Source organism: Arthrobacter sp. TB 23, assembly GCF_000294595.1.
Lineage (GTDB): Bacteria > Actinomycetota > Actinomycetes > Actinomycetales > Micrococcaceae > Arthrobacter_D.
Genome location: NZ_ALPM01000063.1, coordinates 28,747 through 43,178 on the forward strand (window position 1 = coordinate 28,747; position 14,432 = coordinate 43,178).

Here is a 14,432-nt window from a genome sequence, read left to right on the forward strand (position 1 = left end):
ATCGTTGATGAACACCCCCGGAAGCACCCCCGCGGAACACCCTCCCCATGGTGCAGCCGTCCGCCGAGGCCCTTTCCGTGCAGGTGAGCGTGTGCAGCTGACCGATGAGAAGGGCCGCATGAACACCATCACGCTGACCCCCGGCGGCGCGTTTCACACCCACAAGGGGTTCCTGCTCCACGATGGGTTGATCGGTTCCCTGGAAGGGACTGTTCTCACCAACACCAGCGGCCAGCTGTATCAGGCGCTGCGCCCGCTCCTGTCGGACTTCGTGCTCTCCATGCCCCGCGGCGCAGCAGTGGTCTATCCCAAGGATGCCGGCCAGATCATCACCATGGCCGATATCTATCCGGGTGCGCGAGTGGTGGAAGCCGGGGTTGGCTCCGGTGCCCTCTCCATCTCGCTGCTCCGCGCCGTCGGTGATGCCGGTTACCTGCATTCTTTTGAACGGCGGGCCGAATTCGCTGACATTGCGCAGGGAAACGTCGAGACCATTTTCGGTGGGCCCCATCCGGCCTGGAAAATCACCCTGGGCGATTTTCAGGAGCAGGTGGTCGAGCAGGAGGAACCCGGCAGCGTTGACCGGGTGGTTCTCGACATGCTCGCACCCTGGGAATGCCTCGACGCGGTAGCCACCGTCCTGGCGCCGGGCGGGGTGTGGATCAACTATGTTGCAACGGTGACGCAGCTGTCCCGCACCGCCGAAGCCATCCGGGCTGATGGGCGTTTCACCGAACCGGACGCCTGGGAATCGATGGTCCGTGGCTGGCATCTGGAAGGGCTCGCCGTCCGACCCGACCACCGCATGGTCGCGCACACCGGCTTCCTCCTGATCACCCGCCGGTTGGCGCACGGGGTCACCGGTCTGACGACCAAGCGGCGCCCCTCGAAAACGGATTTCAGCGCAGAGGATCTGAACGCCTGGACACCCCAGGCTGTGGGTGAGCGTGAGGTTTCGGACAAGCGTCTGCGCCGGGTGGCCCGCGATGCGAGCTCCACGATCCAGCGCGGCGCGCTACCCGCTGACGAGGCGCAGGCCCGTCGTGACCAGATCGCGGACGCTGCCCGTGAGGCGGACGGGCCGACAGAAAGCTAGGGCCGAATGCTACCCGGGGCGGCGACTATCAGGAATAACCCGGCTCACTGCGCTATGGTCGAATGAGAGCATTAATCGAGCACTGAAGGTGGGCGATACGCATGGCTGACTTCGAGAACGTAGACCCTCCGGAACTGTCCGCTGCCGCCCCGCCCGAGGCCGGGNGGGGCGGGGGCGAGCCAGCTCGCTGCGACTCAACGGCAACTGAACGTCCTGCGGGACCGGCTGCGCAACATTGACCGGCAGTTATCGTCTGCGGCCCAGAACAACACCAAGCTGGTTGCCGCCCTGGAGGCGGCGCGTGCCGAAATTGTCAGGCTCAAGGGGGCCCTCGAGAACGAAGGCGCCACCCCGTTCAGTTTCGGCACCATCATCGAACTCAATGCGCTACGGCCCGGCGACGCGGCGTCCGCCGCGTCCCAGGACAGTGCTGACATTCTGCAGTCCGGCAGGAAGCTGCGGGTCGCGATCAGTCCGTTGGTCAATCTGGCGCAACTGATGCCCGGCCAGGAAGTACTGCTCAACGAATCCCTGACCATCATCGCGGGGCTGGGGTTCGAACGCTCCGGCGAGCTGGTGACCGTCAAGGAACTCCTGGGCTCCGACCGCGCCCTGGTTATCGGGCGGGCGGATGAGGAGCGGGTGGTCAGGCTCAACGGTCCGCTCCAGTCCGAGCGGATCCGTGTTGGTGATGCGCTCTCGGTCGACAACCGGTCCGGCTACGCACTCGAAAAGGTCCCGCGCAGTGAGGTTGAGAACCTGGTGCTCGAAGAGGTCCCGGACATCGCGTACGAGGACATCGGAGGGCTCGGGCCGCAGATCGAGCAGATTCGCGACGCCGTCGAGCTTCCATTCCTGCACCCTGACCTCTACCGGGAACACGGTTTGAAGGCGCCCAAAGGCATCCTGCTCTACGGTCCGCCCGGTTGCGGCAAGACCCTGATCGCCAAGGCCGTCGCGAACTCGCTCGCGGCGCGTGCCATTGAACGCACCGGGTCCACCGAGACGCGCAGCTACTTCCTCAACATCAAGGGACCCGAGCTGCTGGATAAGTATGTGGGGGAGACCGAGCGCCACATCCGGCTGATCTTCGCCCGGGCCCGCGAGAAGGCTTCGGACGGCAGCCCGGTGGTGGTGTTCTTCGATGAGATGGATTCCCTGTTCCGGACGCGGGGTACCGGCGTCTCCTCGGACGTTGAAACGACTATCGTTCCTCAGCTCCTCAGTGAGATCGACGGCGTCGAAAAGCTTGAGAACGTCATCGTGATTGGTGCCTCCAACCGGGAAGACATGATCGACCCGGCCATCCTCAGGCCCGGCCGGCTGGACGTGAAGATCAAGATCCACCGCCCCGACGCCGAGGGTGCAGCCGAGATTTTCGGCAAGTACATCACCGAGAACCTGCCACTGCACGACGACGACCTCAACGAGTACAGCGGCAGCCGCGCAGCAACCGTGCAGGCAATCATCCGGCGCACGGTCGAAAAAATGTACTCCACCGAAAAGTCCAACGAATACCTCGAGGTCACCTACGCAAACGGTGACACCGAAATGCTCTACTTCAAGGACTTCAACTCCGGCGCTGTCATCCAGAACGTGGTGGACCGGGCCAAGAAGTACGCCATCAAGGATCTGCTCTTGGACGGCCAGAAGGGCCTGCGCATTGAGCATTTCCTCCGGGCCGTCGTCGACGAGTTCCGTGAACATGAGGATCTCCCCAACACCACGAACCCCGATGACTGGGCCCGAATTTCCGGCAAGAAGGGGGAGCGGATCACCTATATCCGCACCATCGTGCAGGGCAAGGCTGGGCAAGAGCCAGGGAAGACCATCGAAACCACGCCCAATACCGGACAGTATCTGTGACACCAGCCGGACACCACGCCGATCCGTCAGTCCTCGACCCCGAACGGTTTTCCGCCCACCGCGTGATGGGCACCGAAACCGAGTACGGAATCATCGCGCCGTCGATTCCGGACGCCAACGCCACAGTCCTGTCGTCCCAGGTGGTGAACGCCTACGCGGCGACCCTGCGGGAGGGCCTCGGCAACCTCGCCGGCACCCGCTGGGACTACACGGATGAGGCACCCCTGGCTGACGCCCGCGGGTGGCAACAGGCCCGGCACGCAGCCGATCCATCCCAGCTGACCGACAGTCCGCCGATCCTCACCGCCGAGCAGGTTGCCCTGGTCGATGCGGCGCTCGACGACGTCGGCCCGCTGGACTCGGCAGTCCTGATGAACCTGGTCCTCAACAACGGGGCACGGCTGTACGTCGATCACGCCCATCCCGAATATTCCTCGCCCGAGGTGACCAACCCGCTGGACGCCGTCCTGTGGGACCGGGCCGGCGACTCCGTGGCGCTGGCAGCCATGCGCCGGATAGCCGCCACCCCGGGCTTCGCTCCAGTCAACCTGTATAAAAACAACACCGACAACAAGAGCGTGTCCTACGGGTCGCACGAAAATTATCTGGTGCCCCGCAGCGTGCCCTTCAACCACATCGCAGCGGTGCTGATTCCGTTCTTCGTCTCCCGCCAGACAATCTGTGGCTCAGGCCGGGTAGGAATCGGCGCCTCCCATCAGTCACCCGGGTTCCAGCTCAGCCAACGTGCCGACTTCTTCGAGAACGAGATCGGCCTGGAAACGACCGTCCGCCGACCCATCATCAACACCCGGGACGAGCCTCATGCGGTCGCCGAAAAGTACCGGCGGCTCCATGTAATCATCGGCGACGCCAATCTGAGCGAAATTTCGAACTATCTGAAGATGGGAACCACCTCCCTGGTGTTGTCCCTGATCGACAGGGACAACGCGCCGATTCCCGAGATCCAGGACCCGGTCCGGGAGCTGCAGGCGGTCAGCCACGACCCCACGCTGAGTCACCGCATCAGGCTGGCAGACGGCCGGTCGGTAACCGCCCTGGACCTGCAGGAAATCTACCTCGACGCCTGCCTGACGGAATCGGACCGGCAGGGTGGAACCGATCCGCAGAGCGCCGACGTGTTGCAACGCTGGGGCGCCCTCATCGATACACTGCGCCGGGACCCCTTCGACGCCGCACACCAACTTGATTGGGTGGCAAAGCTCAAAGTGCTCGAGGCGTATCGCAGCCGCGACGGAATGGCCTGGGATGACCCCCGCCTGGCCCTGGTGGACCTGCAGTACTCCGACCTCCGGCCAGAGAAAAGCATCTACCACCGGCTCAGCGCCCGCGGCCAGATTGACCGATTGGTCACCGATGAGCAGGTGAACGCCGCCGTGTCCCACCCGCCCGAAGACACCCGGGCCTACTTCCGTGGCCGCTGCATCAGCAGTTTTCCCCGCGAAGTGGTCGGTGCCAGCTGGGACTCAATCATCTTCGAGTTGCCGTCCCAACGTCGGCTGCAACGAATCCAGACCCGTGAGCCCCTCCGGGGAACAGCTGCCCTCACCAAAGAGTTGTTCGCTGCATCGGCCGACGCCGAAGAATTTGTTGCGCGGCTTTTGAGCAGGCCACAATCCAACATGGCACCATAGACATCACTAGGTTTTGCGCATCACATCCTCAGCAATGAAAGGTGCCAGCCATGGCTACACAGGACCGCAGGAATACCGGGTCACGGCCCGAGCAGCAGGACGAACAGCAGGACACTCCGGCCCCGGACACCGGCGGAGCACCCGAGGGCGGCGCACCCACTGCACAGACCCAGGGGGTCGATGATCTGCTGGACGAAATCGACGGGGTGCTCGAATCCAACGCCGAAGAATTTGTCCGCGGCTTTGTCCAGAAGGGCGGCCAGTAACCTTAATGATTCCGGAAGACGCTACCGCGTCGATTGGCCGTGCAGCCTCCACGTCGTTCAGCGGGTATCTGGGGTCGAACCACCCCGATCTGCTGCCCTCCAGCCGGTCGGCCGGAGGGTTGACCCCGGCCAGCGCCGCGACGGTGGCGCCGCACGCCACCACCATCGTGTCCATGACGTACGCTGGCGGCGTCCTGATGGCCGGTGACCGGCGCGCCACGATGGGCAACATTATCGCCAGCCGGCACATCGAAAAAGTCTTCCCAGCCGACATGTTCTCCGTACTCGGCATTGCTGGTAGCGCCGGAATAGCGCTCGACATCATGCGGCTCTTCCAGGTGGAGCTTGAGCACTACGAAAAAATCGAGGGCACCCTGATGAGCCTCGATGGCAAGGCCAACCGGCTGGCAGCAATGATCCGGGCCAACCTCCCACTCGCGCTGCAGGGGCTGGCGGTCGTCCCCCTCTTCGCCGGCTTCGACACCGTCCAGCGGGTCGGCAGGCTCTTCTCCTACGACGTGACGGGCGGTCGCTATGAGGAGCAGGAACACCACAGCGTCGGTTCCGGCGCCGCCTTCGCCCGGGGCGCCCTGAAGAAGCTGTGGAAACCGAATCTCGACGAGGACCGCGCGGTTCGGGTCGCCGTCGAATCCCTCTACGACGCGGCCGACGACGATTCGGCGACCGGCGGCCCCGACGTCGTCCGCCAGCTGTGGCCGGTGGTGTACACGGTCAATAGTGCTGGCGCCCGCCGGATTCCGGAGCGGGAGCTGGCGCTGGCCGCCGCGCAGGTCATCGACTCGCGCTCGGTGGCAGGACGGGAGGCATGAGCATGACACAACAGTTCTACGTTTCGCCCGAGCAGCTCACCAAGGACCGGGCCGATTTTGCCCGGAAAGGGATCGCCCGCGGACGATCGGTGGTGGTGCTCAGTTGTCGCGATGGGATTGCACTGGTCGCCGAGAACCCCTCACCGTCCCTGCACAAGGTGGGCGAAATCTATGACCGCATCGCTTTCGCCGCCGTGGGGAAGTACAACGAGTTCGAGAGCCTCCGCCAGGCGGGTGTCCGCTACGCCGATGTGCGGGGATATTCCTACGACCGGGAAGACGTCACCGCCCGCGGGCTGGCCAGTGTCTACGCCCAAAGTCTTGGCGCAGTGTTCACCGCCGACAGCAAACCCTTTGAAGTGGAGCTGGCCGTCGCCGAGGTAGGGCCCCGCACCGACGCTGACCACCTGTACCGCCTCACGTTCGACGGCTCGATCGCCGACGAACGACGGTTCATCGTGATGGGCGGGCAGGCGGATGCCGTCGGTGACGCCCTGACCGATCAGTGGGACGCCGAGCATAGTTTCGCGGAAGCGGTCAGGACCGCGGTGGATGCGCTCCGGCACGGCGGCGGCGCGACCGGCGCTCCCCGGACGCGCCTCAACCCCGACACCCTTGAGGTTGCAGTCCTGGATAGGGACCCGCTGACCACCCGCGGCGCCCGGCGGGCGTTCCGGCGGATCCTTCCCACCGAAGTGGGAGACATGCTGGGCTTCGGGAAGGACGGCCTCTGATGGACCGCCGGATTTTCGGCATCGAAACGGAATTCGGCATCGCCTACTCGGGGCCCAACTCCCGCCCGCTGTCACCCGAGGAGGTGGCCCGGTATCTGTTCCGCAAGGTGGTCAGCTGGGGACGCTCCTCCAACGTGTTCCTCACCAACGGGTCCCGGCTGTACCTGGATGTCGGTTCCCACCCCGAGTACGCCACGGCAGAGTGCGACGACGTCGCCCAGCTCATCGCGCACGACCGGGCCGGCGAGCTGATCCTGGAGGATCTGGTGGCCGAGGCGCAGCGCAGGCTCGCGCAGGAGGGCTACGACGGACGGGTGTACCTGTTCAAGAACAACACCGACTCGGCGGGGAACTCCTACGGCAGCCACGAAAACTACCTCATTCCCCGGAAGCTCGAGTTCAGCCGGCTGGCCGACATCCTGATCCCGTTCCTCGTCACCCGGCAGCTCCTGGTCGGTGCCGGTAAGGTCCTCAAAACCCAGACCGGCGCGCTCTACGCCTTCTCCCAGCGTGCCGACCACATTTGGGAGGGCGTGTCGTCGGCCACCACCCGGTCGCGGCCCATCATCAACACCCGGGACGAGCCGCACGCCGACGCCGAGTACTACCGCAGACTCCACGTCATCGCCGGCGATTCCAACATGTCCGAGACCACCGCCCTCCTGAAAGTAGGATCGGTTGACCTGATCCTGCGGATGATCGAGGCGGGCGTCATCATGAAGGATTTCCGGCTGGAAAACCCGATCCGCAGCATCAGGGAAATTTCCCACGATCTCACCGGACGCCAGCCGTTGAAGCTGGCTAGTGGACGCACCATGTCCGCGCTCGACATGCAGCAGGAGTATCTGGCGCGGGTGCGCCAGTTCGTGGAAACGAACGGGGCCCACACCCCGCATGTTGAACGGATCCTCGAGCTGTGGGGGAGGACCCTGCAGGCAATCGGCACCGGCGACCATCGGCTCATCGACCGTGAGATTGACTGGGCCATCAAGAAGAAGCTGATTGACAGCTACCGGGACCGGCACAGTCTTGGCCTGGAGTCCGCGAGGGTGGCACAACTGGATCTGACCTATCACGACATTTCCCGGGAACGCGGCCTGTATTTCCTGCTCCAGCAGCGGGGGGAGACCGAGCGCGTGGTCACCGACGTCGACATCAAAAATGCCGTGGACATTCCACCGCAGACCACCCGCGCGCGGCTCCGGGGGGAATTCGTCCGACGCGCGAAGGACGCCAACCGGGACTTCACCGTCGATTGGGTGCATCTGAAGCTCAACGACCGCGCCCAGCAAACCATCCTGTGCAAAGACCCCTTCCAATCGGTCGACGAACGGGTCGAAGCGCTGCTCGCCCAGCTGTGAATCCCCGGTGAAACTGCTCGACGGGAGAAACCACCGGCCCTAAACCGTTACGCTGGATAGGTTCATTCACGAAAAATGGCCAGCTTCCTGCGGCCCCCACGGCACGCGCCACCGATCACCTGCGAAAGAAGCACCGTGCGAAAAGCTCTCACCCTTGCTCTGCCCGTCCTGTTAGTGCTGTCCGCCTGCGGCGGTGATACCGGCGACGCTGAACTGAAGACCGCCGGTGACGCCGCGATCCTTGAATCCGTCCGGGTTGAGGGCGGCTCCGATGAGGAAGCTCCCGAGGTGACCTTCGAATCACCGCTGGACGTGACCGGCCCCGCCGCTGCCACGATCACCGCCGGCGACGGCGAGCCAATCGCCGACGGCGACCGCGTCTCCTTCCACCTGGTGGGTCTGAACGCCGAGGACGGCTCAGTCCTCGGCGACACCTATTCCGCCGAGCCGCAGACCCTCGACCTGATCGAGAAACTGCAGGAAGACGACCCTGAACTCTACGAAGTGCTGGTGGGCACCACCATCGGGTCGCAGATCGCCTACACCAATGTGATCGAAGGCCAGGAGCCCCAGCAGCTGATTGTGATGCAGGTACTCAGTGCCGAGGCAGCACCACCGGTGCCCGAGGTGCTCAGCCCCGAAGCCGTTGAAGAGCTCGACGCCGACGGCCAGCTTCCCACCTTCACGTTTGACGACGACGACGCACCTGTCATCGAGATTCCCGACAACGAACCCTCAGATGACCTGGTCATCAAGGTTCTCGAAGCCGGCGACGGTGAAGTGATCACCGAAGAAGACACCATCGCTGCCAACTATGCCGGGTGGCGCTGGGAGGACGGAGAGCAGTTCGACTCCAGCTACCCCGGTGGCGAGCCGATCGAGTTCCCGCTTTCCGGCGTCATCGAGGGCTGGACCAAGGGACTGGCCGGCCAGACGGTCGGCAGCAAAGTCCTGCTCGTCATCCCCGCACCGATGGGCTACGGGGATCCTGCCCCGGAGGGACGCCCCTCCGGCACCCTGGCGTTCTACGTAGAAATCGTCGAAAAGGTGACGGCCGAGTAGTTCCGGCCGCCCCCGCCAACCACCACCACTTAGAGGAGAAATATGTCTATCGGATCCAACGGCACCGCCCGCACCAAGCCCGAAATTGAGTTTCCCGGCACCGACGTACCTACCGAACTGGTCATCTCCGACCTGATTGAGGGCTCCGGCGAGGAAGCCAAGGCTGGCGACACCGTCTCCGCCCACTACGTCGGCGTTGCCTTTTCCACCGGCGAGGAATTCGACTCGTCCTGGAACCGCGGTGCACCACTCGACTTCAAGGTCGGCATTGGCCAGGTCATCCAGGGCTGGGATCAGGGCCTCCTCGGAATGAAGGTTGGCGGCCGCCGCCGGCTGGAGATCCCCGCCAATCTGGCCTACGGGGACCGTGGCGCTGGTGGAGCGATCGCCCCCGGTGAGTCCCTCATCTTCGTCGTCGACCTGATGGGTCTGCGCTAACCAGGACACGCACGTCATGATGAGGGCCGGGGCGCAGTGTGCTCCGGCCCTCCTCATGCGGGTACTCTTTCCAACGTGTCAGCTAAACGAACCGAACGCCTTCTCTCCCTGGTCATGCTGCTGCTCTCCACCCAGCGTGGCTACTCCAAAGAGGAACTGTTCCACGAAATAGAGCTTTACGGTGGGGCGCCCACCCCCGCCGCCCGGGAAAAGCTCTTCGACCGGGACAAGGCCATGCTGCGTGAACAGGGCATCCCCGTCCAGTCGTTCAGCGACGACCCGGCGTTCGACCACGACAACTCGATTCGGCGTTACCGGATCGACGCCGCCGAATACCGTCTCCCGGCGGTCACCTTCACCGCCGAGGAGTCTGTTGCGCTGACCCTCGCCGCCGGGATGTGGGATGTCGCCACCCTCGACTCGGCCGCCGCCCGGGCGCTGCGGAAGCTCCAGGATCGCGGTGCTGCCCGCGAGGACGCAGCCGCCATGCTCGTGGAACCGCGCATCCGCACCAACGAACCGCACTGGGATGAGGTCTGGCGCGCCACCACCTCCCGCCGGCCAATCTCGTTCGGCTATCGCGCGGCGAGCACCGGCAGGGAGGAACAGCGACAGCTTCAGCCCTGGGGCATGGGTAGCCGCTACGGGCACTGGTATGTGGTTGGCCGTGACCTTGACCGGGGTGAGGAGCGGTATTTCAGGCTCTCCCGCATCACCACCGCGCCAGTCCTGCTCGATGGATCCTTTGACGTCCCCGAAGATTTCACGATGCTTGCCTCGCTGGCCTCCCTCGACCGGGCCCACGAGCCGTTCGAAGCGGTGGTCGCTGTCCGGCCCGACACCTGCCACCTGTTGCGTACCCGACGCGGTGCGCAGAGCGACGGTGCCAGCGACGGCTGGGACCTGCTCCGGTTTCCGTACGGTGACACTGGCGAAACCGCAGCCGATATTGCAGCCTTCGGCCCGCGGGCGCGGGCGATCGCACCACCGGAGCTGGTGGCCCTGACGGGGGAGCAGCTCACCCAGGCCGCCGCTACCCAGAACGGGCCGTTCCCTGACCTCGAGTTCACCAAGGCAGCGCGCCGACCGGCCCGCCCCAAGACCTCGGCTGATGCTCATTTGCGCCGCCTCCTCGACCTGGTCCCGTACCTGCTCGATCATCCCGGCGCGGACATGGATGAGACGGCCGCCCACTTTGGCGTTACCCGCACGCACCTGGCCGCCGACCTCGAGCTCCTGTTTGTCAGCGGCCCCCGCTACTACCCGGATGGGCTGATCGAAGTCAGCCTCGACGAGGACCGGATCTTCCTCAGCAATGCCGACAACCTGGCCGAACCGCTCCGCCTGAACCTTGATGAGGCCTGCACCCTCATCGTCGGCCTGGATACCCTCCGGCGGCTACCGGGACTGGACCCGGGCTCAGCGGCAGCCACCGCCCACGCCAAGCTCACACAGGCGGCCGGCGACGCCGGCCGTGCGGGCAGTGCCATCGCCGCGACCCTGACCGAGGAAGCGGTCGGGTCAACCCTTGAAACCGTCCAGGAAGCCCTCCGGTCCCAAGTCCGCCTGGAACTGACCTATCTGGTGCCCACACGGGACGAGGTTACCCAGCGCACCGTCGAACCGATCCGGGCATTTTCCCGGCACGATAGCTGGTACCTCGAGGCGTGGTGCACCAGCGCCCGGTCGGTCCGGAACTTCCGCCTCGACCGGATGCAGGCCGTCAGACTCACCACTGATCCGGTGGACGCCGGGCGGCAGCCCGAAGTCGACGGCGACGACGGCGTCCTGTTCCGGCCAACGCCCGGCGATGAGCTTGTCACCTTGCTGCTGCACCCGCCGGCCCGATGGGTGGCTGAACACTACGCCGCCGAGCGAACCCAGGAACTCGCTGACGGCCGCCTTGCTGCGGAAATCAGGGTGGCCACCACGGGGTGGATTCCTGGCCTTATCAGCAGGTTGGGGGGAGCTGCCGCTGTCGCCGGTCCCGAGTCACTTCGACGCGAGTGCTCGGTGTGGTTGGCTGCGGCCCTGGCGAACCGTCCCTGACCTCGGTCGAGGCGGGTCCAGCTGTCCCCGCTGCCGTCCCGGCTCCCTTAGACTTGGGGGTATGCCTTGGTGGACGTGGATTGTGATTTGGGTGGCCCTGCTGGCGCTGACCCTGTTGGTACTGGCCGCGCTCGGTTACTTCCTGTTCCGGAAGGTCAAGGCCCTCCTCAAAGAGGTTGAGCACGCCAGCGAGGTGCTGGACCGGACGACCAACCCGCCCACCAGCGCGGACGGAGCCGTAAGGGAGCCCAGCATCGCGGTCTTCAGGGATCCGGGAACGGTCCGGGACGAAGGCGCCGAGGCCAAGGCACTGCGGGTCGCCTACCGCCGGGAACGCCGGATTCGGCGCAGGGTTGGCCGCGGACAGCCGGTAAGCCTTCGAGACCTCCCCCACGTGTGACACCCCGACCGGGGCATCACCTACCAGCGTCACCCCGGTTGAGAACTATGAAAGGATTTCATTATGAGACCTGAAGGTTGGGCACTAGTTGCCATCATTGTCGTCGCCCTGCTGCTCTTCGGTGCCCCGAAGCTGCCCGGACTGGCCCGCAGTGTTGGCCAGTCGCTGCGGATTTTCAAGTCCGAGGTGAAGCAGATGAAGGACGACAACCCGAACGACGCATCCGAACCGGGTTCCCCGGTTGAAGGACGCATTGTTCCTCCGGCGCACACCGCCACCGACCAGCCGGAGCAGACCGGGACAGCCGCACCTGGACAGCACAATCCACCAGGGTCAGCCGATCCGACCTCCCGCACACCCTAGGGTAAGCGGGCGGTGCCAAAGGTGAGCGGCAGGAGCCGCAAATCCAACCCCGAGGGTCGGATGGCCCTCGGGGAGCACCTGAAAGAGGCCCGAAACCGGCTGATCAAATCGGGCATTGCACTGGTGGTGGCCACCGTTGTTGGTTTCTTCATCTACAACCCGGTCCTCACAGCTCTCTCCGAACCCATCCTGGACCTCAACGCCAGGGAGGGCAGGGAAGCCGTCCTGAACTTCGACGGGGTCGCGTCACCATTCGACCTCCTGGTTCAGGTCTCGGTCTTCATCGGAATCATCCTGGCCAGCCCCGTCTGGCTCTACCAGTTCTGGGCCTTCATCACCCCCGGGCTGAAGACCAAGGAGCGCCGCGTGGCGCTCTCCTTCATCGCCGTCGCCGTTCCCCTGTTCCTGGCCGGCATCTACCTCTCCTGGCTGGTGTTGCCGAACGCGGTGCGGGTCCTCACCGACTTCACCCCCAGCGGGTTCTCGAACATCATCCTGGTGACTGCCTACATCACGTTCGTGCTGCGCCTGATGCTGGCGTTCGGCATCGCCTTCCTTTTGCCGGTGGTCCTGTTCGGATTGAATCTGGTGGGGATCCTCACCGGCAAACAAATCCTCAAGGCCTGGCGGATCACCGTCTTCCTGATCTGCGTCTTCGCGGCGATGGCCGCACCGGGCGGCGACGCCCTCGGCATGCTCTACCTGGCGGCACCCATGCTGGTGTTGTTCTTCATTGCCATCATGCTGTGCCTGCTCAACGACAAACGCCGCGATCGCCGGCGGGCCGCCCAGGACGCCGAGGTGGAGGCCAGCGCCGACACAGCATCCGACCTGGACGGACTCTGACGTCCGCCCCGACTGGTTGCCAGGTGACGAGCCGGGAGAGATTAGGCTAGATCGTATGACCTCCCCCGCCGAGCGGTACCAGCTAGCACGGGCGCGTACCGCACACACCACCACTTCACTGTTTCAGTTCGAGCAGACCCTGGGGTTCGACCTCGACCCATTCCAGCGGGACGCCTGCGTCTGTCTCGAGGCCGGCCGCGGGGTGCTCGTGGCGGCGCCCACGGGAGCCGGGAAAACTGTGGTGGGAGAGTTCGCCGTCTACCTGGCCCTCGAGAAGGGCCTGAAAGCGTTCTACACCACCCCGATCAAGGCGCTGAGCAACCAGAAGTATTCCGAGCTCTGCGCGGTGTATGGGGCAGACCGGGTTGGGCTGCTCACCGGCGACACGTCAATCAACCCTGACGCCGCCGTGGTGGTGATGACCACCGAGGTGTTGCGGAACATGCTGTATGCGAACTCGGACACCCTCGACGACCTCGGCTACGTGGTGATGGACGAGGTGCATTACCTCGCCGACCGCTTCAGGGGCGCCGTCTGGGAGGAAGTAATTATCCACCTGCCCTCGGAGGTGCGGCTGGTCTCCCTGAGCGCGACAGTCTCAAATGCTGAGGAGTTTGGCGCGTGGCTGGATACGGTGCGCGGCCAGACCGATGTGGTGGTCTCGGAGCATCGACCGGTTCCCCTCTGGCAGCACGTCATGGTGGGACAGAACCTCCTCGACCTCTTCGCCGGCGACGTGGCCTTCGACGAGGCCGCACCCGCCGGTCCGGATGCGGGAGCCGAGGACCGGTACGAGGTCAACCCTGAACTCCTTGAACTCGCCAGTTCGGAGACCCGGCTCAACCAGCGTGCCGGGTGGGGAGCGGGCGGCGGGTCACGGCGGGGCCGTGGGCCCGCGAAGCGGCCGCCAGCGGCAGCGTCACGGGTCAGGCGTGCCACCCGGCCACAGGTGATCAGTGCCCTGGACCGGGACGGTCTCCTGCCAGCCATCACGTTCATCTTCTCCCGCAACGGGTGTGAGGCGGCGGTCAGCCAGTGCCTCGACGCCGGCCTGTGGCTCACCACCGAACCGGAACGCGAAATCATCAGCCAGCGGGTCGACGAAGCGGCGGTGGACCTGCCGCCCGAGGACCTGGCCGTCCTCGGTTTCTGGGAGTGGCGGGAGGGCCTGATCAGGGGCTTCTCAGCCCACCACGCCGGGATGCTTCCCACCTTCAAGGAAGTGGTGGAGAAACTCTTTGCGCTGGGACTGGTGAAGGCGGTGTTCGCGACCGAGACCCTGGCCCTCGGCGTCAACATGCCAGCCCGTTCGGTGGTGCTGGAAAAGTTGGACAAATTCAACGGCGAGGCGCACGTCAACGTCACAGCGGGGGAGTACACCCAGCTGACGGGGCGGGCTGGCCGACGCGGCATTGATGTGGAAGGGCACGCCGTCGTACTGTGGCAGCCGGGGACGGACCCGGGAGCCG

Annotated in this window: 13 protein-coding genes and 1 pseudogene (1 of these 14 running past the window's edge); all 14 read left to right on the forward strand. The window is 65.1% G+C overall.

The genetic code is table 11. The features are described 5' to 3' along the window. The first annotated feature begins 7 nt into the window (after positions 1-7). A complete protein-coding gene (locus B384_RS18355) occupies positions 8-1,096 on the forward strand; it encodes a tRNA (adenine-N1)-methyltransferase (RefSeq protein WP_083850890.1) in 1,089 nt (362 codons plus the stop codon). 141 nt (positions 1,097-1,237) lie between these two features. Continuing rightward, the gene (arc, locus tag B384_RS0108595; protein WP_026041063.1) at positions 1,238-2,962 is read left to right on the forward strand and encodes a proteasome ATPase; all 1,725 of its coding nucleotides are present in this window, start codon (positions 1,238-1,240) and stop codon (positions 2,960-2,962) included. Between the two features lie 65 nt (positions 2,963-3,027). Beyond that, entirely contained in the window at positions 3,028-4,614 is a 1,587-nt protein-coding gene (gene dop / locus B384_RS0108600) for a depupylase/deamidase Dop (protein ID WP_083850895.1), read from the forward strand. A gap of 50 nt (positions 4,615-4,664) precedes the next feature. After that, the gene (locus B384_RS0108605) at positions 4,665-4,880 is read left to right on the forward strand and encodes a ubiquitin-like protein Pup (protein WP_019482710.1); all 216 of its coding nucleotides are present in this window, start codon (positions 4,665-4,667) and stop codon (positions 4,878-4,880) included. A gap of 5 nt (positions 4,881-4,885) precedes the next feature. After that, positions 4,886-5,710, forward strand: a complete 825-nt coding sequence (prcB, locus tag B384_RS0108610; RefSeq protein ID WP_019482711.1) for a proteasome subunit beta — start codon at positions 4,886-4,888, stop codon at positions 5,708-5,710. A 2-nt stretch (positions 5,711-5,712) separates the two neighbouring features. Continuing rightward, complete coding sequence (gene prcA / locus B384_RS0108615; protein WP_026041065.1) at positions 5,713-6,444, forward strand: proteasome subunit alpha; 732 nt, start codon at positions 5,713-5,715, stop codon at positions 6,442-6,444. Further along, on the forward strand, positions 6,444-7,805 hold the full coding sequence (pafA, locus tag B384_RS0108620) for a Pup--protein ligase (protein ID WP_019482713.1): 1,362 nt from the start codon (positions 6,444-6,446) through the stop codon (positions 7,803-7,805). Before prcA ends, pafA begins: the two co-directional genes overlap by 1 nt. A 135-nt stretch (positions 7,806-7,940) precedes the next feature. After that, positions 7,941-8,867, forward strand: a complete 927-nt coding sequence (locus B384_RS18360; RefSeq protein WP_162148043.1) for an FKBP-type peptidyl-prolyl cis-trans isomerase — start codon at positions 7,941-7,943, stop codon at positions 8,865-8,867. Between the two features lie 42 nt (positions 8,868-8,909). Next, complete coding sequence (locus B384_RS0108630) at positions 8,910-9,305, forward strand: FKBP-type peptidyl-prolyl cis-trans isomerase (RefSeq protein ID WP_019482715.1); 396 nt, start codon at positions 8,910-8,912, stop codon at positions 9,303-9,305. A gap of 75 nt (positions 9,306-9,380) precedes the next feature. Next, positions 9,381-11,354 carry a helix-turn-helix transcriptional regulator gene (locus tag B384_RS0108635; RefSeq protein ID WP_019482716.1) on the forward strand — a complete coding sequence of 658 codons (1,974 nt, stop codon included), beginning with the start codon at positions 9,381-9,383 and terminating at the stop codon, positions 11,352-11,354. Between the two features lie 61 nt (positions 11,355-11,415). Next, entirely contained in the window at positions 11,416-11,754 is a 339-nt protein-coding gene (locus tag B384_RS0108640; RefSeq protein ID WP_026041066.1) for a hypothetical protein, read from the forward strand. A 63-nt stretch (positions 11,755-11,817) separates the two neighbouring features. Then, positions 11,818-12,117, forward strand: coding sequence for a Sec-independent protein translocase subunit TatA (gene tatA / locus B384_RS18365; RefSeq protein ID WP_019482718.1), 300 nt, complete (start codon positions 11,818-11,820; stop codon positions 12,115-12,117). A gap of 60 nt (positions 12,118-12,177) precedes the next feature. Next, positions 12,178-12,963, forward strand: a complete 786-nt coding sequence (gene tatC, locus B384_RS0108650; protein WP_019482719.1) for a twin-arginine translocase subunit TatC — start codon at positions 12,178-12,180, stop codon at positions 12,961-12,963. Between the two features lie 55 nt (positions 12,964-13,018). Beyond that, positions 13,019-14,432 (forward strand): annotated as a pseudogene (locus B384_RS18370) (DEAD/DEAH box helicase) (it continues 1,413 nt past the right edge of the window).

What these genes read in the sequence shown, in the direction of transcription:
- dop (WP_083850895.1), top strand. Translation starts at nt 3,028, where the DNA reads ATGGGCACCGAAACCGAGTACGGAATCATCGCGCCGTCGATTCCGGAC.
- B384_RS0108630 (WP_019482715.1), top strand. Translation starts at nt 8,910, where the DNA reads ATGTCTATCGGATCCAACGGCACCGCCCGCACCAAGCCCGAAATTGAG.
- B384_RS18355 (WP_083850890.1), top strand. Translation starts at nt 8, where the DNA reads ATGAACACCCCCGGAAGCACCCCCGCGGAACACCCTCCCCATGGTGCA.
- tatC (WP_019482719.1), top strand. Translation starts at nt 12,178, where the DNA reads ATGGCCCTCGGGGAGCACCTGAAAGAGGCCCGAAACCGGCTGATCAAA.
- B384_RS0108640 (WP_026041066.1), top strand. Translation starts at nt 11,416, where the DNA reads ATGCCTTGGTGGACGTGGATTGTGATTTGGGTGGCCCTGCTGGCGCTG.
- B384_RS0108605 (WP_019482710.1), top strand. Translation starts at nt 4,665, where the DNA reads ATGGCTACACAGGACCGCAGGAATACCGGGTCACGGCCCGAGCAGCAG.
- pafA (WP_019482713.1), top strand. Translation starts at nt 6,444, where the DNA reads ATGGACCGCCGGATTTTCGGCATCGAAACGGAATTCGGCATCGCCTAC.
- tatA (WP_019482718.1), top strand. Translation starts at nt 11,818, where the DNA reads ATGAGACCTGAAGGTTGGGCACTAGTTGCCATCATTGTCGTCGCCCTG.
- prcA (WP_026041065.1), top strand. Translation starts at nt 5,713, where the DNA reads ATGACACAACAGTTCTACGTTTCGCCCGAGCAGCTCACCAAGGACCGG.
- prcB (WP_019482711.1), top strand. Translation starts at nt 4,886, where the DNA reads ATGATTCCGGAAGACGCTACCGCGTCGATTGGCCGTGCAGCCTCCACG.